The sequence below is a fragment of the Streptomyces sp. NPDC002309 genome (genome assembly GCF_053593375.1).
The window spans coordinates 53,311-73,594 of record NZ_JBSFCI010000023.1; the positions used below are offsets into that span (position 1 = coordinate 53,311).

17 protein-coding genes and 2 tRNA genes are annotated in these 20,284 nt (G+C 67.4%); 11 read left to right on the top strand and 8 right to left on the bottom strand.

The genetic code is table 11. From position 1 onward, the window contains the following. Positions 1 to 9: 9 nt before the first annotated feature. Complete coding sequence (locus tag ACWCPM_RS20300; RefSeq protein WP_450977596.1) at positions 10 to 354, bottom strand: hypothetical protein; 345 nt, start codon at positions 352 to 354, stop codon at positions 10 to 12. Between the two features lie 384 nt (positions 355 to 738). Here ACWCPM_RS20300 and ACWCPM_RS20305 point away from each other — a divergent pair, with 384 nt between their 5' ends. From ACWCPM_RS20305 to ACWCPM_RS20325, 5 genes are all read left to right on the top strand, one after another. Next, a complete protein-coding gene (locus ACWCPM_RS20305) occupies positions 739 to 1,506 on the top strand; it encodes a hypothetical protein (RefSeq protein WP_450977597.1) in 768 nt (255 codons plus the stop codon). A 209-nt stretch (positions 1,507 to 1,715) separates the two neighbouring features. Continuing rightward, positions 1,716 to 3,056, top strand: a complete 1,341-nt coding sequence (locus tag ACWCPM_RS20310) for a ferredoxin reductase family protein (RefSeq protein ID WP_450977598.1) — start codon at positions 1,716 to 1,718, stop codon at positions 3,054 to 3,056. Positions 3,057 to 3,387: 331 nt separating this feature from the next. After that, positions 3,388 to 3,855, top strand: a complete 468-nt coding sequence (locus tag ACWCPM_RS20315) for a DUF4240 domain-containing protein (RefSeq protein WP_450977674.1) — start codon at positions 3,388 to 3,390, stop codon at positions 3,853 to 3,855. A gap of 517 nt (positions 3,856 to 4,372) precedes the next feature. After that, positions 4,373 to 5,611: an IS256 family transposase gene (locus ACWCPM_RS20320; protein ID WP_450977599.1), complete on the top strand. Its 1,239-nt coding sequence runs from the start codon at positions 4,373 to 4,375 to the stop codon at positions 5,609 to 5,611. Positions 5,612 to 5,721: 110 nt separating this feature from the next. Beyond that, the gene (locus tag ACWCPM_RS20325) at positions 5,722 to 6,222 is read left to right on the top strand and encodes a YfbM family protein (protein WP_450977600.1); all 501 of its coding nucleotides are present in this window, start codon (positions 5,722 to 5,724) and stop codon (positions 6,220 to 6,222) included. A gap of 356 nt (positions 6,223 to 6,578) precedes the next feature. On the opposite strand, the gene ACWCPM_RS20330 is transcribed toward ACWCPM_RS20325, so the two are convergent. From ACWCPM_RS20330 to ACWCPM_RS20345, 4 genes are all read right to left on the bottom strand, one after another. Further along, on the bottom strand, positions 6,579 to 6,914 hold the full coding sequence (locus ACWCPM_RS20330; RefSeq protein WP_450977601.1) for a hypothetical protein: 336 nt from the start codon (positions 6,912 to 6,914) through the stop codon (positions 6,579 to 6,581). A gap of 228 nt (positions 6,915 to 7,142) precedes the next feature. Then, on the bottom strand, positions 7,143 to 9,590 hold the full coding sequence (locus ACWCPM_RS20335) for a PA14 domain-containing protein (RefSeq protein ID WP_450977602.1): 2,448 nt from the start codon (positions 9,588 to 9,590) through the stop codon (positions 7,143 to 7,145). A 685-nt stretch (positions 9,591 to 10,275) separates the two neighbouring features. After that, positions 10,276 to 10,348: transfer RNA gene (locus ACWCPM_RS20340), tRNA-Arg, on the bottom strand. 1,065 nt (positions 10,349 to 11,413) lie between these two features. Then, on the bottom strand, positions 11,414 to 11,734 hold the full coding sequence (locus ACWCPM_RS20345) for a hypothetical protein (RefSeq protein WP_450977603.1): 321 nt from the start codon (positions 11,732 to 11,734) through the stop codon (positions 11,414 to 11,416). A gap of 406 nt (positions 11,735 to 12,140) precedes the next feature. Here ACWCPM_RS20345 and ACWCPM_RS20350 point away from each other — a divergent pair, with 406 nt between their 5' ends. Together ACWCPM_RS20350 and ACWCPM_RS20355 are read left to right on the top strand one after the other, a co-directional pair. Further along, on the top strand, positions 12,141 to 12,653 hold the full coding sequence (locus ACWCPM_RS20350; protein ID WP_450977604.1) for a hypothetical protein: 513 nt from the start codon (positions 12,141 to 12,143) through the stop codon (positions 12,651 to 12,653). Between the two features lie 537 nt (positions 12,654 to 13,190). Further along, a complete protein-coding gene (locus ACWCPM_RS20355; RefSeq protein ID WP_450977605.1) occupies positions 13,191 to 14,441 on the top strand; it encodes a helix-turn-helix domain-containing protein in 1,251 nt (416 codons plus the stop codon). 126 nt (positions 14,442 to 14,567) lie between these two features. Here the strand turns inward: ACWCPM_RS20355 and ACWCPM_RS20360 are convergent, their stop codons facing one another. Beyond that, complete coding sequence (locus ACWCPM_RS20360) at positions 14,568 to 14,927, bottom strand: GntR family transcriptional regulator (protein ID WP_450977606.1); 360 nt, start codon at positions 14,925 to 14,927, stop codon at positions 14,568 to 14,570. A 182-nt stretch (positions 14,928 to 15,109) separates the two neighbouring features. Between ACWCPM_RS20360 and ACWCPM_RS20365 the strand changes: the two genes are divergently transcribed. Genes ACWCPM_RS20365 through ACWCPM_RS20380 form a run of 4 tightly spaced genes read left to right on the top strand, consistent with a single transcriptional unit; the run spans position 15,110 to position 18,394 of the window. Next, positions 15,110 to 15,637 carry a hypothetical protein gene (locus ACWCPM_RS20365; RefSeq protein ID WP_450977607.1) on the top strand — a complete coding sequence of 176 codons (528 nt, stop codon included), beginning with the start codon at positions 15,110 to 15,112 and terminating at the stop codon, positions 15,635 to 15,637. Between the two features lie 47 nt (positions 15,638 to 15,684). Further along, on the top strand, positions 15,685 to 17,058 hold the full coding sequence (gene repSA / locus ACWCPM_RS20370) for a replication initiator protein RepSA (RefSeq protein WP_450977608.1): 1,374 nt from the start codon (positions 15,685 to 15,687) through the stop codon (positions 17,056 to 17,058). Positions 17,059 to 17,060: 2 nt separating this feature from the next. Beyond that, a complete protein-coding gene (locus ACWCPM_RS20375; RefSeq protein ID WP_450977609.1) occupies positions 17,061 to 17,270 on the top strand; it encodes a helix-turn-helix domain-containing protein in 210 nt (69 codons plus the stop codon). After that, a complete protein-coding gene (locus ACWCPM_RS20380; protein ID WP_450977610.1) occupies positions 17,270 to 18,394 on the top strand; it encodes a tyrosine-type recombinase/integrase in 1,125 nt (374 codons plus the stop codon). Before ACWCPM_RS20375 ends, ACWCPM_RS20380 begins: the two co-directional genes overlap by 1 nt. Before the next feature lie 90 nt (positions 18,395 to 18,484). On the opposite strand, the gene ACWCPM_RS20385 is transcribed toward ACWCPM_RS20380, so the two are convergent. Both ACWCPM_RS20385 and ACWCPM_RS20390 read right to left on the bottom strand, forming a co-directional pair. Continuing rightward, a tRNA-Arg gene (locus tag ACWCPM_RS20385) sits at positions 18,485 to 18,557 on the bottom strand. 386 nt (positions 18,558 to 18,943) lie between these two features. Continuing rightward, positions 18,944 to 20,230 (bottom strand): M6 family metalloprotease domain-containing protein, encoded by a 1,287-nt coding sequence (locus tag ACWCPM_RS20390; protein ID WP_450977611.1) that lies wholly within the window; start codon positions 20,228 to 20,230, stop codon positions 18,944 to 18,946. Between the last annotated feature and the right edge of the window lie 54 nt (positions 20,231 to 20,284).

A 20,284-nucleotide genomic window follows, 5' to 3' on the forward strand; every position in this document is an offset into this window, starting at 1 on the left:
CGCACCGCGCTACACCCGTCCGACGGCCCGCCGGGGCACCGACGGGGTGTCCAGGACGACGCCTTGGGCGCGGGCGGGGGTGTGGTCGCTGTTGAAGAGGGTGGTGTGCTGGTGGCGGGCGAGGGGGTGGTTGCCGTCGGACCGGGGGGTGTCTTGGTCGCGAGTGGGGGTGTGGTTGCCGTCGGACCGGGGTGTGCCCTGGTGGCGGGCAGCGGCTTGGCCGCCGCCGAACACGAGGGCGCCGGGCGCCCGCGCGGGCAGAAGGCCGGAGGCGGTGACGCCGATCGGCGCCGCGGTTGTCGCCGCGGTCGGCGCCGCGGCGCCGTTCGAGGTGACGGTGCCCAGTCTTGGCATGAATGCCCTCCTTGACCTGGGAGTCCTGGTCGTCCTGGCCTGCCACGATCTCAGGCCGCCCCGGGCCGCGCGGAGCCGCCCCTGGTGGATGTCCGGTTGTCGGAGCTGCCCGGTCTGCGCGCGTCGGCCGAATCGAGGTGCGCGGGGTGCCCCGGGGGATGGAAGGGGGCCAGGAAAAGGGGACGGGGACACCTGGGTCGGACAGGCCGGGGCCGTCGCGGAACTTGGTCGGATGCGCGTGGGCCACCGATCGGGGAGAGGCCGGTCGGCGTACCGTCGGCCGACGGCGGCGGAGCCGCGCGGGTGACATATTCTCGCCGCATCCGCCATGCCCGCGGCCGGGGGGAATCACGGCCGGGGCAGGCCCGAACCCATGGGGAATTCATGCGCGTGAAATCCATAGGTGCCGTCCTGGTCGGCGCCTTGGCGCTTTCTGCCTCCGCAGTCACCGTTCCGGCCGCCCACGCGACGGAGACCGGCGTGGTGATCCAGAAGCTGTCCGTGAACGGCGGCAAGCCCATCGTCCTCGGCACCTCCCAGAACGAGTCGTTCACCATCTCGGTGACCGCCTCGGACGACTCGGGCATCAGCAAGAACCTCGCGTTCCTCCAGATCGATCGGGAGGTCGGCGACAAATACTGGTCGTACCACGGCACCCCGAAATGCACCGCGGGCAACGCCACCACCTCCACCTGCAAGCTCACTTTCAAGCTGGAATCGGACTGGGGCGTGCCCCGTAACAACTTTGCGGGCAAGTGGGACGTGACCGTCCAACTCCAGTCCAAAGACGGCGACCTCTACAACAACGGCGGCGCCGCCAAGCACCCGGTCCTGCGGCGGGGCACGCTGAGCGTCAACGCCGGTCCCGAGCCGGTCGCCAAGGGCAAGCCGATCACGGTCACGGGCAAACTGGCCCGCGCCAACTGGGAGAGGCGCACCTACGCGGGCTACACCGACCAGCCCGTGAAGCTGCAGTTCCGCAAGGCGGGCACCAGCACCTACACGACCCTCAAGACGGTCCGCACGAATTCGACAGGCAACCTCTCGACGAAGGTGACGGCAGCGGCGGACGGCTACTGGCGCTGGTCCTTCGCCGGCACGTCCACCACGTCGGCGGCCAGCGCCGCAGGCGACTACGTCGACGTGCGCTGACGCGATTGCCGTCAAGAGGCCCTGGACCACGACCGGTCCGGGGCCTCGTCCCACCCAGCCGTGGATTCGATGCTTCCGACGTGAACGGACCGGGCAGGGTTCGTATGCGTATCCGATCGGGCTGCGCATCCGGACGCACTACTCGATGTTCATGGCGTTGGCGCACAGGGGCGGCGAGTACAGCGGCCCCGGGGGGATGTGAGGCAGACATGGCGGTGGCGGGCGACGCGGTGCGCAGTGGCACCGTACTTCCGGTGGTCGCGGCGCGACGGGTGATGTGGGCGTTCGTCATCGTCAATGTGGTGATCCTCGAGGCGTTGTTCCTCAGCGCCGGTTCGGGCAAGAACGAGGTGCTCACGGTCGCCAAGTTCTTCGGACTGCACGCGGCCCTGCTGATGCTGCTCCAACTGCTGCTGGTGGCCCGGCTGCCGTGGCTGGACCGCCGTATCGGGATGGACCGGCTCACGGTGTGGCACCGCTGGGTCGGCTTCACCCTGCTGTGGACCGTCCTCACCCACGCCACGCTGGTGGTGCTCGGCTACGCGACACTCGACGACACGTCCATGGGCAGGACGTTCGTCGCCCTGAGCGGGGTGCCGGCCTCCCTGCTGGGCATGCTCGCCGCCGCCGTCATCCTCGTGATCGCCGTGATCTCCACCCGGACCCTGCGACGGCGCCTGCGGTACGAGGTCTGGCACGGTCTGCACCTGCTGCTCTACGTGGCCCTGGGGCTGGCGTTCGTCCACCAGTTGCTGGAGACCACGACGTTCACGTCCTCCGCGTTCGCCTCGGCCTACTGGTGGGTCATGTGGCTGTTCGCTTTCGGAGCCCTGCTGACGGGCCGTCTCGTCATGCCGCTCTGGCGCAACTCCTACCACCGGTTCCGTGTCGCGGCAGTGGTGCCGGAATCGGACAACGTGGTCTCCGTGTACGTCACCGGCCGGCACCTCGACAGACTCCCCGCCCGCGCGGGCCAGTTCTGCATCTGGCGGTTCCCCGGACACCACCACTGGTGGCTGGCCAACCCCTTCTCCCTGTCGGCGGCGCCGGACGGTCAGCAGCTGCGCCTCACGGCCAAGGCGGTGGGCAGCGCCAGCGCGGGCCTGCGGAACGTCCCGGTCGGCAGCCGCGCCTTCGTCGAGGGACCGTACGGGTCGTTCACCTCGCTGCACCGGACCCGGCCCGGCGCCCTGCTGATAGCCGGCGGTGTGGGGATCACACCGGTGCGGGCCCTGCTGGAGGAGCAGGGGACCGGCGACATCGTGGTGCTGTACCGGGTGCGCAGCGAGGCCGAAGCCGTGCTGCTCGACGAGGTACGGCAGTTGGTCGCGCTCCGGGGCGGACGGCTGCACCTGCTCACGGGCAGGACCGGCGAGGCCGGCGCCCCGCCGTTCGACCCGAGCGGCCTGCACCGGCTGGTCCCCGACATCACCGAACGCGACGTGTACGTCTGCGGCCCGCCCCCCATGACCACGGCAGTGCTCGCCGGCCTGAGAGACCTGAGGGTCCCCGCACATCAGGTACACGCCGAGAAGTTCGGCCTGGCCTGACCGGGAAGAGGGCCCGACCTCGGACCTGCGCATACAGATCCACGCCAGGCCGGGCAGTACCCGTCGCTCACACAGAACGGCCCCGGACGAGGAGTCCGAGGTGGGACCGATGCGCCTTCCTGGGAGAGAAACCACAGGGAGGCGGCGTAACGCGTCGTGCCCCAGCGGGATTCGAACCTGCGACGCCCGATTCAGGAGTCCGATCGACGCCCGTACTTGGGGCCGTCGACGGCCGGTCCCACGGTCACCCAGGGGCGCTGTTGTCCGCCGCCCGCTCTCGTCGATGCCGGCCGTGGGTGTCAGACCGCTCTGGCATCCTGCGCCGGTGAGAATGACATGGGCCGCCTTCTGGGCGCTGGTAGCCACCCTGAACGGCGAGGCCACGCCGGCGAGTTGCCGACGCCTGGCCGAGGAGCTGAGCCGCCGTTCCGTCCCCGACATCATCGGCTTCGCGGAACGGCATGCCGAGGCTCTCCACCGCCTGGACCAGGAGAAGTTCGGGATGCTTCCCGTTGTCGACATGACAGGCGGGAACGGCGAGCCCTTCCCGCAGTCCGGCGACGGGTTCCTGTACGCCCGGTGCGCTGTCGTCGCCGCGGGACAAGCCGTATGGGAAGCCGTCTTCTTCGACGTCGACCGGTTTGCCCCGTACACCTCCACCGAGTGTGACGGCGAATGGCTGCTGTATGTGCCGGATCAGGCATACGAACTCGCTACCGGGAAGGAGTGGGACCGCTCGACCCGGTACTGCTTCGAGAGCTACTCCAACAGGGACGGATGGCCGAACCTGGGGAGCTGAGGCGGACCCCCGCTCGGGGACCGCACAGGTCGGTCCTCCTGGCGCCGGGTCGTTGTCAGTGCTTCTTGCTAGTTTGCCCAGTGGAGTGAGACCGGTCAGAGAACCTTCGAGGTCCGCGGTCAAGGGGGGTGGGCACAAAGGTCCCTGGGAGCCACCTCGGGACTATGTTGCAGGCCGTGGATCCCCACCCCCCTCATCCTCCGCGAGGGAAGTGGCCGGCGCCGCTTGAGATCCCCACACGCTTTCCAATTGTGTTGGCGGGGAGCTGGGCGGTGTGCAGGGGCGTTCACCAGCCTTCATGGGGGATCGTCACCAGGCTGGGATCAGCTTCCGGTCTCGGCTGAACGCCGGTGAACCGGGCTGAATGAGACGGAAACTGAGAGGTTGCGTCCTTGGAAGTGGTGTACCGGTTCCCACCTGATCCGGGTGTTTGTCCCGGCGTCGGAGTGAGGGTCCGGATATGAGAACGGCCACCGGCTGATCTTCGAGGTGTCGAAGCCCGAAGGAGACCAGCACGATGACCGCACCCGACAGTCTGCCCCTGCACGCCCTCGCCGAGGACAACCTCGCCGCGGCGAGTCCCGATCTGCTGCGCGCGATGGTCAAGACCTTCGCCGACGCCCTCATGTCCGCCGAAGCGGACGCCCTCTGCAACGCCGAATACGGCCAGGTCAGCGACGAACGCATCAACCACCGCAACGGCTACCGCCCACGCGAGTGGGACACCCGGGCCGGAACCGTCGAACTCGCCGTCCCCAAGCTGCGCCACGGCAGCTACTTCCCGCACTGGCTCCTCGAGCGACGCCGACGGGCCGAGCAGGCCCTCATCTCGGTGGTCGCCACCGCCTACCTCCTGGGTGTCAGCACCCGCCGGGTCGAGAAGCTCGCCGAGTCCCTCGGCGTCACCCAGCTGTCGAAGTCCCAGGTCAGCGCGATGGCCAAGCACCTGGACGAGCAGGTCACCGCGTTCCGCAACCGGCCCCTGGACGCCGGGCCGTCTGCGTTCGTCTGGGTGGACGCACTCACGCAGAAAGTCCGCGAGGGTGGCCGCATCATCAACGTCCTCGCCCTGGTCGCGGTCGGTGTCAACGCTGACGGACACCGCGAGATCCTCGGCATCGACGTCGCCACCGCCGAGGACGGCGCCGGCTGGCTCGCCTTCCTGCGCTCACTGACCGCCCGCGGCCTGTCCGGCGTCCAACTGGTCGTCTCCGACGCCCACACCGGCCTGGTCAACGCGATCGGAGCCGTCCTGCCGGGCGCATCCTGGCAGCGATGCCGCACTCATTACGCCCGAAATCTGCTGAGCCAGGTTCCGAAGTCGGCTCAGCCGTGGGTGGCCACCTTGCTGCGGACCGTTTTCGAACAGCCCGACACCGACGCCGTCCGGGCCCAGATGCGCCACGTCCTCGACGCGTTGGAGGCCAAGTTCCCCAAGGCGGCAGCCCACTTGGACACTGCCCAGCACGACCTGCTGGCCTTCACCGCGTTCCCACGGGAGATCTGGCGGCAGATCTGGTCGAACAATCCCCAGGAGCGGCTGAACAAGGAGATCCGCCGCCGCACCGACGTGGTCGGCATCTTCCCCGACGGCACCGCCCTGATCCGCCTCGTCGGCGCGGTCCTGGCCGAGCAGAACGACGAATGGACCGAGGCCCGCCGCTACATGGGCCGCGAACTCCTCGCCAGGACCCGCCTCCACCCGATCGAGTCAGAAACCGACGACACCGCCCTGCCCACCGAACTCACCGCATAGCCTCAAAACGAGATCACCGAGTGGCCGTCGATACACCACTCCCGCGGACGTGACCAACTGAGACGGTCCGTCCGGCGGTCGTTGTCAGCGGCCACACCTAGTCTCCGACCATGAGCATGATCGGTGAGTACCTGCGTGTCACGGCTACTGAGCTTGATCGAGCGATCCGAGATCCCGACTGGGCTCTGGACTTCGTCGAAGAGGTCCAGGACGCCGAAGAGGAGACGGAGCCTGCGCCGGCCCAGGCGCGCCACTTCACTACGTACAAGACCTGGGACATGCTCCGCTTCCTACTGGCGCGCGCAGAGTTCCCCGTGAACGTGATCCACGGTGAGGAGCCGTTCGCCGAGGATGAGGATTGGGGCTACGGGCCTCCCAGGTACCTGCGGCCTGAGCGGGTCCGGCTCGCGGCGGAAGCTCTGCGGGCTACCAGCTATGACCAGCTCGTCAGTGGTGTGGATCCTGCCGAACTGACCAGCGCCGAGGTGTACCCCCTCGGATGGAGCGAGCCTGGGGCACTGGAGTGGGGTCGTCACTGGTACGACGGCCTCACTCAGTTCTTGGAGGCTGCTGCCGGAACGGACGATGCGGTGCTCGTCTGGTTGGACTGATAGGCAGATACAGCGGTGAGACCTCAGCTTGGGACGCTGCGACCATTTGGGGCGGGTAAGAGTGCTGAACTGGGAGTTCGCCTGGCATCGGGTCTCATCGCCCTTGGTCGCCTTCACCGTTGTTCCCCGCTGTTCCCCGCTCTATCTGGTGTGCTTGTGGTGCGTCGGTCGTGTCCTGGCCTCGTACCGGCGACTCGCCAGCTTCGCCGTACAGATCGGCGCGGAGACGCTCCTTGGTCGCTCCAAGGCACGGGCCAGGACCAACGTGTCGAGCCTCGACGGGGATCAGACAGCGTGGCGCGGGGCTATCCGAGACGCGAGCCCCGGGTAGTAACAGTGCTGGGGCTCCGTGGTCTTCAGAGGGCGGACTCAGGTCCTCCGCCTTCAATGAGTACGCGGGCGGCTACAAGGACTTCTTCCTTGAGCTGCTCCAGCGGAGGGCTCCAGTTGGCGTTCCAGCCGTCCAGATGCACGGCACATTCGACGATCGGTTGCAGGCGGTTGGGATAGCCGAGCCTTTTGGCTGGTGCCCCGGGCAGGATTCGAACCTGCGACACCCGCTTTAGGAGTGGGATCGCATCCTTGCCAGGTGGTGCCTGGCGCTGCCGCGCGATGCTGTTTGCCCTGGTCAGAAGCGTACGGCGAGCTACTTGATCCGGCTCGTGCCGCCCTGTATCGGGCAGTCCGCTCACGCATCGCTCACGCGCTGCCGACTACTGAGCCGCGGACGGGTCAGATCTGGCCGAGGCCGATCTCCACCCGGTAGCTCCTCCGCGCACTCTGTCCTGGACCCCTGACAACTGCTTCCCTGGAACAGCTGATCTGCACGGACGAGAAACAGATCGAAGTGAACGTCCTGCTGAGCCACCTCGGTCAGAACCGTGCCACCGTCGCGAAGCCGCCGGCACGGTTACAGGGGCTCACACGAAGTCGCCCTTGGCCACCGAGTAGTGCACGACGGCGGCCGGTGTGCCGTCGGCGAGAACACCGGTGATCCGGAAGTACGACGTCTCGCCGAACGGCAAGCGCACGGCGGCGCGGTAGTGACGGTTCGGGGCCACCACGACGGAGGTGACCGGTTCGTACGTCTTGGTGGCCACGTTCCAGCGCTCCACGCGGTACTCGGTGATGCCGGCGCAGGCCGTCTCGTCGGAGCAGGCCCACTCCAAGCGGCCGGTTCCCGGCACGTCGTCGGGGTTGAGGACGGTGAGCGCGCCGGAGTCGTCGCCGCGGGCGTCGTCGGGCCTGTTGTCGAGTTCGGTGGTGGTGACGGTGGGAGCCTGGTCGACGGGGATGTAGTTGCGCCACTCGTCGATCACCAGGACGAGGAAGGTCACCGTCTCGCCGTCCGCCGGTCCGGCGCACAGCATCGCGTTCGGACGGGAGTTGGGATTGCGGGGGTCGACGGCGTCGGAGCACCCGTCGCTGTCGTAGCCGGTGCTGCCGTCCGGCCGCCGGACGACGCGGGTGGCGGCGTAGCGCAGGCCGCTCTCGGCGGGGGCGTCCCAGCTCAGCAGGACGCCGTCGGCGCGGGGCGTGGCGGTCAATCCGGTGAGCGGGGCCGGGGGGACGCTGTCGGGGGTCGCCGAATCCGGTGCGGACATCGGGGAAGCGTTGCCGGCGGCGTCGGTCACCACCGCGGCGTAGGTGTAGGTGGTGCCGTCGAACGCCGGCAGTTCGTCCACGTACCTGTATACCGACGTCTCCATCGACGTTGTGCCGATGAGCTCGGGGTTGTCGCCGATAGTGTCGCCGGTGGAGCGGTAGACGCTGACGGTGCCGCCGTTCCTCATCTCCTCCGCGGTCTTGGCGTCCCAGTTGATCTGCAGAGAGCTGGGGGTGTTCTCCATGTGGGACACGGTGATGACGGGCGCCGTCGGAGCGACGGTGTCGACCGGGGTGACCGTCATGATGGCTGTGTGCTCGGACTCGTTCCCGGCGCGATCGGTGACGTGGATGTAGTAGCGGATGGGCTTGCCGTCGCGGGGCAGGTTGGTGTGGGTCCAGGTGGTCTTGTCGGTCAGGGCCAATGGGACCCAGCCACCCGCCGCGTGCTCCCGGTAGACCCAGTAGTCGCTGAGGTCCATCTCCTTGTTGGGCGCCCAGGAGAAGACGGCGGAGTCGGTGTTTTTGTCGTACACCACCTTCGCGCCGGTGGGCGTGAGCGGGGCAACACGGTCCACGGTGGCGCCAGTTCTCGGGGTATAGCCGAACTTGACGGCGGCGGCACCGGTCCAGTTGACGTAGTCGATCCGGAGGGTGTGGGTGCCGCGCGGGATGGTCAGGTTGACGGTCCGGGAGACGGTGCTGGACCCGTTCTTCCACAGGTCGATCTCGCGTACGCCGTCGAGGTAGACACGGATGCCGTCCTGGCCGGAGGCGGTGAACGCGAAGGGACCGCCGGAGCCGAAGTCGCGGGCCACGGTCCAGCGGACACCGAAGTTGTCCTGGGCGATGCCGGAGACGCCGGGAGAGTTGGTGCCCCAGTTCTCGCTGACCGCGGTGTCGGTGTCCGTGCGCTTCGGCGTGCCCGAGAAGGAGGTGTTCGCGAAGAACTGGCGCAGGAAGACGGGGTTCCCGGTGACCGAGACGTCGGACGTCCCGGCTGACGGGTTGCCGGACTTGTCGACGGCGCGGACCTCGTAGAGGTGGGTGGTTCCCCCGGCGGTGGTGTCGGTGAAGGATGTGCCGGTGACCGTGGCGACGGCGACGCCGAAGGACGTCTGGTCGGGGGTACGGCGGTAGACGCGGTAACCGGCGATGTCCATCTCCTTGTTCGCCGACCAGCGCAGGACGTTCCGTCGGGTGCCGCCGTCACGGGCTATCGACAGCCCGGTGGGCGTGAGCGGGGCAACACGGTCCACGGTGGCGCCAGTTCTCGGGGTGTAGCCGAACTTGACGGCGGCGGCACCGGTCCAGTTGACGTAGTCGATCCGGAGGGTGTGGGTGCCGCGGGGGATGGTCAGGTTGACGGTCCGGGAGACGGTGCTGGACCCGTTCTTCCACAGGTCGATCTCGCGTACGCCGTCGAGGTAGACACGGATGCCGTCCTGGCCGGAGGCGGTGAACGCGAAGGGACCGCCGGAGCCGAAGTCGCGGGCCACGGTCCAGCGGACACCGAAGTTGTCCTGGGCGATGCCCGAGACGTCGGGCGCGTTGGTGCCCCAGTTCTCGCTGACCGCGGTGTCGCAGTCCGTGCGCTTCGGTGGGCCAGAGAGGCCTGTGTTCGCGAAGAACTGCCGGGTGTAGGTGTTTGTCGTGCAGGCCGCCGCCGACGCCGGCGAGGTGGTGACCGCGACAAGACAGCCCGTCATCGCGACCACCACTGCGGTCGCGGCAGCCAGACGGGTTCTTGCGACACTGCTCACAGAGTCCCCTTACGAATGCGTGACCGTCCATCGGACAGCCGTACGAGAAGTGGGATACATGAGAGCGGCCTGTGGTTGTACGGCCAAGCGATTTCCGGTCGCCACCGGTGACGAGTCACCAGGCGGAGGGTATCGATTCGTGCCGGTTCGGGTCGTCCGAGACGCCGCCGGGAGGCCATGGGTCACATGGACCGGCTGCTCAAGAAGCGGCGTCCCGGTCGCCCTGATCGTGAGTGACCGCCCCCGTTGATGTCAGAAGTAGATGTCAAAGGCCCCGGACCATCTTCGGATGCCGTTGGCGAATTGGGGGTCTTGGCTACTTCGCCCCGTCGATCGTTTGGTCGGCGGGGCGAAGTGCTGCGAAGTGGCGGGTGCGGGTGCGGGCTCGGGGCGTGCCGGTGAGGTGGGCGTCGATGCGGGCGAGGTTGATCGCGGCGCCGGTGAGCTGGTGTTGGAGGCTGGTCCTCGCAGACGACGAGCCGTACGTTCTCCGGGAAGTGCAGCTCACCCAGTGTTCACATCACCTCCCAGATCGGCCCCGGCGCGTGATGCCACTTGGAGGAGGTTCCGCAAGGTCAGGCACTCCACCTCTCCGTCCGCTCACGCAAACGGCCCCGGACGAGGAGTCCGAGGCCGATTAGAGCGCCTCCCTGGGGAGGAAACCCCAGGTCAGCGGCGTACTACATGGTGCCCCCGGCAGGATTCGAACCTGCGACACCCGCTTTAGGAGCGAGGGTGGGTGATCCGGCCGCTGACCTGCGCTAGGACCAATCCAACCGACTTGGGGTGCATGCACCGCCGATGTCTGCGGTTCCCCGTGGCTCCCCGCTCGTTCTGGCACGGTTGTGGCACGGCCGTGCGGGGGATCAGGACGCGGGCTTGACGGTGTGGCCAAGGGCGACCAATCCGAGCCCGATCACGAACAGTGTGCCGCTGCCGAAGCCGAGACAGGAGACGAGCACCGCGCCGACTCCCCAGAGTCTGGGCTGTCGGACCCACCTTGCGAGGCGTCGGCCCGGCAGGCGTCCGAGTAGAAGGGCGTGGATGCCGAGAACAGTGCCCGTGAGGCAGAGCCCACCGACGATCACAATCAGTGGCAGCAGCATGGTTGCGGCCGACGACGACATGGCTCCCTCTCTGTACCTCCCGGTTCTGTTGGTCAGCTTAGAACTGGGGGGCCAGCGGGATGAGGCCAACCTGGCCTCATCCTTATCAGGTCGATCACGGGGATGCTGCGGCCCCCCATAACCCGCTTCGAGCCCCTGCTGGCCAGTCGCCGAGGTTCGGCGATGACCGTCGGGGTTCGCGCTTGTTGGTGTCAGCCGCTGATGTCAGGAACTCAAGCCCCCTTGACAGGCGCCCGGTTCATCACAGTCGAAGTGCTGCTTCTGTGATCACGATGGCGCCGAGAACGCCGCACGTGATCCTTACGGTCGTGGGGGTGATGAGACGGCTCACCCCGATGTGATTCGCCGCGTAGCTGTGTATGCGCCACGCAGAGTCGCGAAGGTTGCATGCCACGATCACGCAGACGGCTGCGAAGACCAAGTCCCACGCCACCCGTACCCAAGTCACGAATACCCCTCCCTCTAGCCTCATTGTGCAGGGCGATGGACGTCACGAGCAGGAACAACCAGGTCGGCGGAGTCTTAATGGGTGAGTCAAGCGCCGCTGGGTGCGCTCAGTAGCCGAAGAAGTGCCGGGCCGGGTCTCTGACCTGCGGCCACGTAATCGATCAACGCTGCGACCTGCGACTTAGCTGTCGGTGGTTGTCAGCGTTGGTCGTCGTTGAGCGCCCTGGGACGGCCCAGAGACGGCCCCGCTCAGCTCGAAGACTGCGGTGGCTTCAGCAGGTTCTTGTCAGCGAAAGCGTTCATAAAGTCCACCGCGAACGCTCGTGTCTCCGGCCGGACGGTCTCTTCCGGATCTCCCCCGTACCAGAGGAACGTCTCCAGATTCTTCTCTGCCCCGTCCAACCACCAGGCCAGTCGGTTCAGCTTCCCCTTACTCAGATGGATCGCGACCCGGTGTACTCGATCAGCCTGCTCACCGTCGTAGGTCTCCAGGGTGCGAAGGGCGAGATCAAGCGACTCCGGAGCGAACGTTGCCCGGCACAGTTTGAGGACTTCAGCGGGAAGCGGCATACCCCGAGGATGGACGCTGCGGGCTTCGAACGGCAGAGGTCGGCCGGAATCTCAATGGCTGAGTCAGGCCGGCGGAGTGCGCCCATCGGTCATGGGCGGGGCCCCGCCTGGGACAGATTCGAGCCTCATCCTTATCAGGTCGATCATGGGGGTGCCCCAACGTCGATCTACCGGCCGGAGTCCTCGGCTCGTCGGTCGTTGACGTTCGTTGTTGATCGCAGCTGTCCGCGCCTGTTGGTGTCAGTCGCTGGTGTCAGGCACCAGATGCCCTCTTGACAGAACAGCCCATCGTATCCGCAGCTTCTTACCCGGGTAGACAGTCATGGGCCGTTGCCGTGATCCGGTAGTTCCTGCTCGATCAGACTCGGCCGGGGCAGAGCGCAGAGGGGGAAGCTTGTCAGGTGGTGTGACGATTGCAGTGATCTCCGCTAGTTCTGCGCTGGCAGCGAGTGTGATCACTGGGACAGTGACGTGGCTGGTCATGCGGACGCAGTTGGCGTATCAGGCTCGTGAGCACCGCGCTGCGCGACGTGAACAACTACTGAGGGACATATGTGCTCAGTGCCTTGAAGCGATCAGCGCAGCCCGTCTGGAGCTGGCTGCCCTTGGTAAGGCGGCCGTAGCTCGGTCCAATGAGGAGATGACTGCGGCACAAAAGGACTTGGACCTTGCTGTAAGAGCCCTCTTCAAGCACAGGACGCACCTCACGCTCATCGCAGACACCAAGCTGCAACGGCTTGCAGCAGATATGGCTGATGCGTTTGAGGCCCTCTGGTACGCGCAGGAACGAATTCTCATTGCAGGTACGCCAGCTTCAGTGGAGGACCTTGAGTCGGCGCAATCTCAGGAAGCGGAGAAGCTGGAGGACACCATGGCGCTGTTCGTGGCTAGGGCTAGTGAAGTCTTGCGCTCTATGTAAGTGGCTCCTTGCGGATTGCCGACGAACAACCTCACCCACCACTTCCCCAGCTCCCATCCCGTCCGCCGTCGACCCACACGCATGTGGAGCGGGCGTGGTTCATGGCGTCCAGGTGGAGCGCGCCACTGTACGAACGACCTGGACGCCATGGGCCGCGTCTGCTCGGCTTCGCCTGGGTCGGCGGTGGACGGGATGGGAGCACCCCGCGCACGCCACAACGGACCCGCGGGCGGAAACGGCGTCCCCTCCATCCCGGTGCCGGCCGATCCCCCGCCGGAGGCATCGTCTTGACCGAAGGCCGCTCTATGCGGTGATCGACTCATGCCTACCGGCCTATCCACATGTGGGCGCGCGTCGGCGGCGGCAGCGCCGAGCGGGCCGAAGGCAGGAGCGCGGGCGCAGCCAGAGCCGGGAAGCGCGCCCGGCGGAGCGGAGCGCAGCCGGGGCTTGATGAGGTAGAGAAACCCGTAACTCACGCCTACCGGGGGCAGGTTCGCGCGGCCACTGTCACTTTTACTGACAGCGCCACGGTTCGGGATGGGTACCTTCGAAGTGTCGAAGGGACTCATGATGACGGCAGAGCTGACTACGGGGCAGCGTGTAGCGAGGGCACGGCGTCGCCTGGGCTGGGACCAGGGGCAGCTTGCTGCCTCCATTGATCGCTCCGTGAGCTGGGTTTCTAAGATCGAGACCGGTCGCCTCGCCCTGGACCGAATGAGCGTCCTTGGTCAGCTTGCCGAAGTGCTCGGCGTCGAGGTCATCGAACTGACGGGCCAGCCCTACCGCCACGAAACAGCGGAACTCGACTCCGGTCACTCCGCCATTCCTGGCCTTCGTCTCGCCCTGCAACAGGCCACCATGCCCGGTGGTGCGGCGCTGATTGCTGCGACCAAACTCCCGACGCTTGCTGACCTCACCACCCGTGTTGAGGCGGCTGAGCGGCTTCGCCAGGATGCGAAGTTCACGGCCCTGGGGGACATCCTCCCGCAAATCCTTCGCGACTTGATCGTGCTGTGCGACGTGGCCGGCGGTGATGACGTGCCTCGGGCTGAGGGCCTGATGCTCAGGGCCAGCCACATGGCACGCGTCTCGTCCAACCTTCTCGGGCATCATGACCTCGGCTGGAGCGCTGTTCAGCGGGAGTTGGTTGCGGCTGAGCGGGCTGAGTCACCGGTTCTCCAGGCTGCTGCCCGTTGGGATCTCTGCGGTGTCTGGCTGCATGAGGGCGAACTGGGTGCAGTGCGCGACATGGCTCGCAAGGCTCTCGATGACCTTGAGCCGCATCTGGCGCACTCCGATCAGGTGATCCGTGCCCTGTGGGGTGCGATGCACCTTCGCGCGGCGGTCGCCTGGTCGCGGCTGTGGGACCGGGCAGAGGCTGAGATGCACTTGGATGAGGCCCGGCAGGCTGCGGCTGGACTTCCGGACGACGGCAATGCCTTCCAGACCCAGTTCAACGCGGTGAACGCTGCGATCCATTCGGTTGAGGTAAGCCTGGAGCTGGGGCACCCGCGCGACGTCCTGTCACGGGCTGACTTGGTGGACATCACACGCATCGCGTCGGGGGAGCGGCAATCCCATTTCTGGGTCTGCGCCGCTGTCGGTCAGATGATGAACGGCAAGACAGAACCGGCGGCTGACGCGATCCTGCGCGCCGATGCCATTGCTCCACAGCACGTACGCAACCGGCCCATCGCTCGGAACCTTGTTGACGACCTGAGGTCGACAGACAGGCACTCGCGATCGGCCGACATCAGGCGTCTCGCCACGAACATGAAGCTGGGTTGATCAGTTACTGAGAGGGGGAAGCGGCGGTGAAGGTCGCAGATCGGGCGCGCTTATTAGTGGAGCTTCACGAGATCAGGAGGAAGCTGGCCGAGGCCAGCCAGCGCGTTGACCGACTGTCCTCCGCGGTCAAGAACGCTCGCGAACCTGCGATTCGAGACGATCGAGCCGCGAGTTGATCAGGTCAAGAGCGGCCTTGATCTGTCCGAGTTCGCCGGCCATGGTGCTGACGTCATCCGTCGAATCGGTGGTCACCGGATCGCTGGCGACGAACGTCCCTCGCCCCTGCTGGCTCACGATGAGTCCTTCGCTTCGAAGGATGTCGAGAGCGTGACGAATGGTCATGGCTGCAACGCCGTAGCGTTCGGCCATCTTGGCGTTGCCATCTAGCCTCTGACCAGCTTTGAGTCCTCCGGAAGCAATCTTCCTTCGGAGGTCATCCGCCACCTGCTCGTAGGCGTTGCGAGGGTCATCGGAGTTCACGGCCACGCCCCTAGGTTACCTAAGTGACCTAAAGAAATCTGCCCCCAGGTCTTGCGCATCGGCATGAGGCAACTAATCTAGGTAACATAAGAGAAGTTAGAGAGGTTGATCGCCTCTCAAACCCGGGGGCGGCGCTCCTACCGCCAAGCAGACTCGCCGCCCCCTTGTCCCCTGAGGGAGCTTCCATCATGCCTGCAACCTTGGTTGCCGAGAACGCCACGCCGTTCACGCCTGCCGTGTCGGTGGAGGAGCTGTCGAACGTTGAGCGCGCGGTCGCGCTGTACGCGTCGGACATGCCCACCCGCTACCGGAGCAGTCGGGGAGACCTCGACCTGCTGACCTTCTGGGTTCTCCAGGGCGTCATGCGTCTGGGCCTGGATGAGCTGTACCGCTCGGCCGCGTACGCCTACGGCTACCGGCTGCTGTGGGCGGCTGGCTCGGCCACCCCGGAGCAGGACGCGGCGCACGCTCACCGGTTCCCGTCCACTGCTCGGCTGGACCGAGCCGAGCGCGTCGCCGCCCTGGTCACCTTCCGTTCCGAGATGACCCCGGAAGCCAGGAAGCGCGGCGGTCGCCCACGGGTCGAAGGCGCCTGCCACTGCGCCGGTACCGGCTGGATCCCCTTCGACATGGGGGACGGCACCGAAGCGCATCAGGCGTGCCCCGGTCACAACCCTGAGGGGCGCATGCCGTTGTACGCGGGGGTGTCCGCGTGACGGTGTTCCCCGTCCCTCCGGAGGCCGTGGCCGGTGCTGCGGCCTCCATGGGCACTGACCCGATCACCCTCGCCGACCTGCTCCGGGTCGCCAACACGCCCGGCTTCGAGCGCTGGCAGGAGCAGGTCCGCCGTACCGGCGGCTGCGCTCACCCGATCCGCCTCCAGGGCCAGACCGTCACCCGCGACGCGAAGACCGGTGATGTCCTGTACTCCTACAGCACCGAGCAGGAGCCTGGCGGCACGCTCCGCGTCGCCTGCGGAAACCGGCGGGCCTCGCGCTGCCCGGCCTGCGCCTGGACCTACGCGGGCGACACCTACCACCTGATCCGGGCCGGGATCACCGGCGACGAACGCAAAGACGTGCCCGCGACAGTGCGGGATCACCCTCGCGTGTTCGCCACCCTGACCGCGCCCTCGTTCGGCCCGGTCCACAACCGGCCCACCTCGGGCCGCTGCCGGTGCGGCGCTCAGCACGCCGAGGATGACCCGGCGCTTGGTACGGCCCTCGACCCCGGCCGGTACGACTACGCCGGTGCGGTGCTGTGGAACAACTTCGCCGGAGACTTGTGGCGCCGGTTCACGATCTACCTGCGCAGGGAGATCGCCGCCCGCGCCGGCCTGACCCAGTCGGCCATGACAGAGGTGTGCCGGGTCTCCTTCGGCAAGGTCGCCGAATTCCAGAAACGCGGCTCCGTGCACTTCCACGCCGTGGTGCGCCTCGACGGACCGGACGGGCCGGACACCTCCCCGCCCGCATGGGCCACGGTCGCCCTCCTGGACGATGCGATCAAGGCGGCTGCCGGACGGGTGTCGGTGCCGGTGTCTGAGTCCGGCGACTTCCCCGCGCGCACACTGCGGTGGGGCTCTCAGGTCGACGTGCAGCCGATCGGCGCCCTCGGCCATGAGGAGTTGACCGAACAGGCGGTGGCCTCCTACGTCGCCAAGTACGCCACCAAGGCGGCCGAGACCACCGGCACCGTGGACCGCCGCATCGGGGAGCTGGCCGAACTCGACAAGCTGCCGCTGCCCGCGCACACGCGACGACTGATCGAAGCCTGCTGGGACCTTGACGACGCCTACCCGGAGCGCATGCTGGCCCGCTGGGCTCACATGCTCGGCTTCCGCGGGCACTTCTCGACCAAGTCCCGCCGCTACTCCACCACCCTGGGCGCCCTGCGCCAGGTGCGCGCCGACTACCGCGCACGCCAGGAACGCCGCGAACGGGGACTCTCCGAAGACCTCGACGACTCGGAGGGCTCCACGCTCGTGCTCGCCCACTGGACCTACGCCGGACAAGGCCACACGCCGGGAGAGTCCTGGCTGGCCGCAACGATCGCCAAGGAGATCCGCCTGAACCGAGAGACTGCCCGCGAAGCGCTCGCCGCTCTGCCCGACCCTGAGATCGAGGGGGAGTGGTGACCATGGATCGGCTTCTGACTGTGCAGCAAGTCGCCGAAGCGCTCGGGACAGGCGTCCGCTTCCCCCGGCGCCTGATCGAGGAACGCCGGATCACCTTCGTCAAGGTAGGGCGGCATGTCCGCATCCCCGAGAGCGCGGTGTCTGCCTACGTCGCTGAACACACCGTGCAGCCGGTGACCAGTCAGCGTGGTCTGCTCCGGAGTGTTGCCTGATGGCGAACAGTCAGGGCAAGCGCCGCCGCTTCGGTTCGGTCCGGCAGCTCAAGTCCGGCCGCTGGCAAGCCCGCTACCGTGATCCGAACACGGGGCAGCTTCGGAGCGCTGAGGAGACGTACGCCAGTAAGACCGATGCTGACGTGGCGCTGACTCACATTGAGGCGGACATCACCCGAGGTCAGTGGCATGACCCCGATGCGGGCAAGGTCCAGTTCGGCGAGTACGCGACGGCGTGGCTCAAGGACCGCAAGCTGGCCGCTCGTTCGCGCGAGCGTAATGAGTCGGTGATTCGGCTCCACTTGCTGCCGACCTTCGGTGAACGGCCCCTGTCCTCGATCACGACGGCTCGTGTCCGGGCCTGGCGGACGGAATGCCTGACTCAAACCGGTGAGCCCACGGTGGTGAAGGCATACCAGATCCTGCGGGCGATCCTGAACACGGCCGTTGATGATGAGCTGATCCGGCGCAACCCGTGCCGTGTCAAGGGCGCCGACAGCTACGACGTGCCGGAACGTCCCGTCCTCACGGTGGCCGAAGTCTTCGCCGTGGCCGACTCGATCGCCCCGCGCTACCGGCTGCTCGTCCTCCTGGCAGCCTTCACGGGCCTCCGGTTCGGGGAGCTTGCATCGCTCCGCCGGCGCGACGTCGACACGGACAACGCGGTCCTCATGGTCCGGCGCTCACAGGCGGAAATGCAGACGGGAGCCCTCTTCGACAAGGCGCCGAAGTCCCATGCCGGAGTCCGACCGGTGGCCTTCCCGACTGAGCTCCTGCCGGACGTGAAGCGGCATCTCGACGCCTACGCCGGCCGTGGTCGTGACGGACATGTTTTCCTCGGGCCTCAGGGCGGCCAGCTACGGCGCAGCAACTTCCGGGACGACTGGATCAAGGCCAGGAAGGACGCGGGGGTCACGGTCGACGCACACTTCCACGACCTTCGGCACACGGGCAACACCCTCGCCGCGTCCGGTGCGAGCCTGCGTGAGCTGATGACCAGGATGGGACACAGCACGCCTCGCGCGGCCCTGATCTATCAGCACATGGTCAACGGCCGTGACCGCGAGATCGCCGACCGACTCGGCTCGATGATCCGCGAAGAGCGGGGCGATGTGGATTCGTAGTGGACTTTGTGGCACGTGCGTGGCACGGCCGTAATCATGGCAAAGGGCCAGTTCGAGGGGATCATGCCCCTGAACTGGCCCTTAGTCGCGTGCCCCCGGCAGGATTCGAACCTGCGACACCCGCTTTAGGAGAGCGGTGCTCTATCCCCTGAGCTACGAAGGCGTGGCTGGCCCTGAGGTGAGTCAGGGTGCACGGTCCACAGGGTACCGGATCAGGGGTTGGCCGGGGGTGTGGGGCTCGGGGCCGCCGGCTTTCCCCAGTTCCTCGTCGATCAGTGCCGAGCCCCGGCGCTGCGCCTCGTCCGAGACGCCGGGGCTGGGCGTAGGGCGGGAGGGGCGAGGGTCGGCGGGTTCGCCGTCCTGCGGTCACGCGGGCGATTTCGGTTCTCGTCCTCGTCCGTCCACTCCGTGGCGAACAGCGGTCCCGGCGCGGTGTGTTCGGCGGGCTGTACGGCGTCGACGCGGACGTTCTCCGGTACGGCGATCGTGGCAGGGCTGCCGTGGCGGCGGAGCTCCTTCGCGCCTTCGGTCGGTAGCGGGGCGAGCCCGCTACCGTCGCGTCACCCGGACCGTGTGGTTTCCCTCCACGTCCGCCCCCGCGACCACGATCCGTACGCCCCGCTCCCGGTCCTCGAAGGACTCGCCCGGGGTGAAGGTGGCGTCCGACAGTTCGGCGTGGACGTTGGGGCTGCGTGTGCAGCCGCCGCTCTCACGGCGGGAGTCGTACACCTGTATGGGGCCGTGACCGGTGTCCACCTCGGCGTCGACCTTGTAGATCAGCAGGCCCGGCCGGCACACCGTCTCGTCGTTGCCGCCGCGGGTGCGCAGCTCCACGGCGTATCCCGAGCGACGGTCGATGGGTATGAAGATCAGCTTGGCTCCGCCGCCGGTGAGGGCCAGTGGTGTCAGGGTGTGCTCGGTGGTGCCGGGAGAGGACGCGCAGTGCACCTGGGCCGCGTCCAGCCAGCCCAGCTTCCACTTGTGCCAGCCGAGGAGGTCGTTGTTGGCGCCCCAGTCCTCACTCATGATGTCCCAGTGGCCGACCGTGCCGCCGCCTTCCTGGGTGTACAGGTCCGGGAGGCCGAAGACGTGGCCGTTCTCGTGCGGAAGGACGCGGTAGCCGGTGTCGGTGAAGGTGCCGGAGCCGTCGTCCTGGCGGGAGTAGACGAACGAGGCGTTGGCTACGGGCACCCCGTCCGCCGTGGGTGCCTCGTCGTTGCCCGCGAAGGTCACCGAGAGGACCGTGTCGAGCGCCGAGGGGCCCGCGTTCGGCGTCACCAGCACGTTCAGCAGGTCGTACTCGCCGAAGTCGACCTTGGGGTCGGCCGCGGCCACTATGTCGCGCACCAGCTGCCGGTAGCCGGGGTCGAAGGGGGCGCCGCGTTCTATGCCGTACGCCTGGAATGACTTCGGCATCCGCAGCCAGTCGGCGATCGGGGTCTGCGGGCGGTAGTCCAGGCGGCCGTAGGAGCTGGTGCGGAACCACTCCTGGGTCTGCGGGAAGAACTCGTCGAACCGGTCGAGCGCCTTGCCCTTGCCGGGCGCGTCCGAGAAGTCGACCATCACCGTGAGGGCGCGGACGGTGCCGGTGGAGCGGGAGTAGCCGTCGGGGGTGGGTATGCCCTCCGACATCTGCACGTCGGTCTTGCCGCTGATCATGCACGGCCCGTGGGTGGAGGATCGGGCCAGGGCGGTGGTCGGTCTCGCTCCCGCCGTCGACGAGTCCACCGTGTGGTGACCCGTGCCGGCCGAGGTGCTCACCGCGAGGGTCACCGCGGTCACTGCGCCGAGCGCGGCCGCTCGGCGCGGGCGTATCCGACGGCGGGACGGCTGCATGCTTGGACCTTTCGCTCCAGGCAGCCACCCGTCTCCGGCTGCACCCTTGCGATT

What these genes read in the sequence shown, in the direction of transcription:
- ACWCPM_RS20315 (WP_450977674.1), top strand. Translation starts at nt 3,388, where the DNA reads ATGACATGGGCCGCCTTCTGGGCGCTGGTAGCCACCCTGAACGGCGAG.
- ACWCPM_RS20310 (WP_450977598.1), top strand. Translation starts at nt 1,716, where the DNA reads ATGGCGGTGGCGGGCGACGCGGTGCGCAGTGGCACCGTACTTCCGGTG.
- ACWCPM_RS20365 (WP_450977607.1), top strand. Translation starts at nt 15,110, where the DNA reads ATGCCTGCAACCTTGGTTGCCGAGAACGCCACGCCGTTCACGCCTGCC.
- ACWCPM_RS20390 (WP_450977611.1), bottom strand. Translation starts at nt 20,230, where the DNA reads ATGCAGCCGTCCCGCCGTCGGATACGCCCGCGCCGAGCGGCCGCGCTC.
- ACWCPM_RS20345 (WP_450977603.1), bottom strand. Translation starts at nt 11,734, where the DNA reads ATGCCGCTTCCCGCTGAAGTCCTCAAACTGTGCCGGGCAACGTTCGCT.
- ACWCPM_RS20375 (WP_450977609.1), top strand. Translation starts at nt 17,061, where the DNA reads ATGGATCGGCTTCTGACTGTGCAGCAAGTCGCCGAAGCGCTCGGGACA.
- repSA (WP_450977608.1), top strand. Translation starts at nt 15,685, where the DNA reads ATGGGCACTGACCCGATCACCCTCGCCGACCTGCTCCGGGTCGCCAAC.
- ACWCPM_RS20355 (WP_450977605.1), top strand. Translation starts at nt 13,191, where the DNA reads ATGGGTACCTTCGAAGTGTCGAAGGGACTCATGATGACGGCAGAGCTG.
- ACWCPM_RS20325 (WP_450977600.1), top strand. Translation starts at nt 5,722, where the DNA reads ATGAGCATGATCGGTGAGTACCTGCGTGTCACGGCTACTGAGCTTGAT.
- ACWCPM_RS20305 (WP_450977597.1), top strand. Translation starts at nt 739, where the DNA reads ATGCGCGTGAAATCCATAGGTGCCGTCCTGGTCGGCGCCTTGGCGCTT.
- ACWCPM_RS20380 (WP_450977610.1), top strand. Translation starts at nt 17,270, where the DNA reads ATGGCGAACAGTCAGGGCAAGCGCCGCCGCTTCGGTTCGGTCCGGCAG.
- ACWCPM_RS20300 (WP_450977596.1), bottom strand. Translation starts at nt 354, where the DNA reads ATGCCAAGACTGGGCACCGTCACCTCGAACGGCGCCGCGGCGCCGACC.
- ACWCPM_RS20320 (WP_450977599.1), top strand. Translation starts at nt 4,373, where the DNA reads ATGACCGCACCCGACAGTCTGCCCCTGCACGCCCTCGCCGAGGACAAC.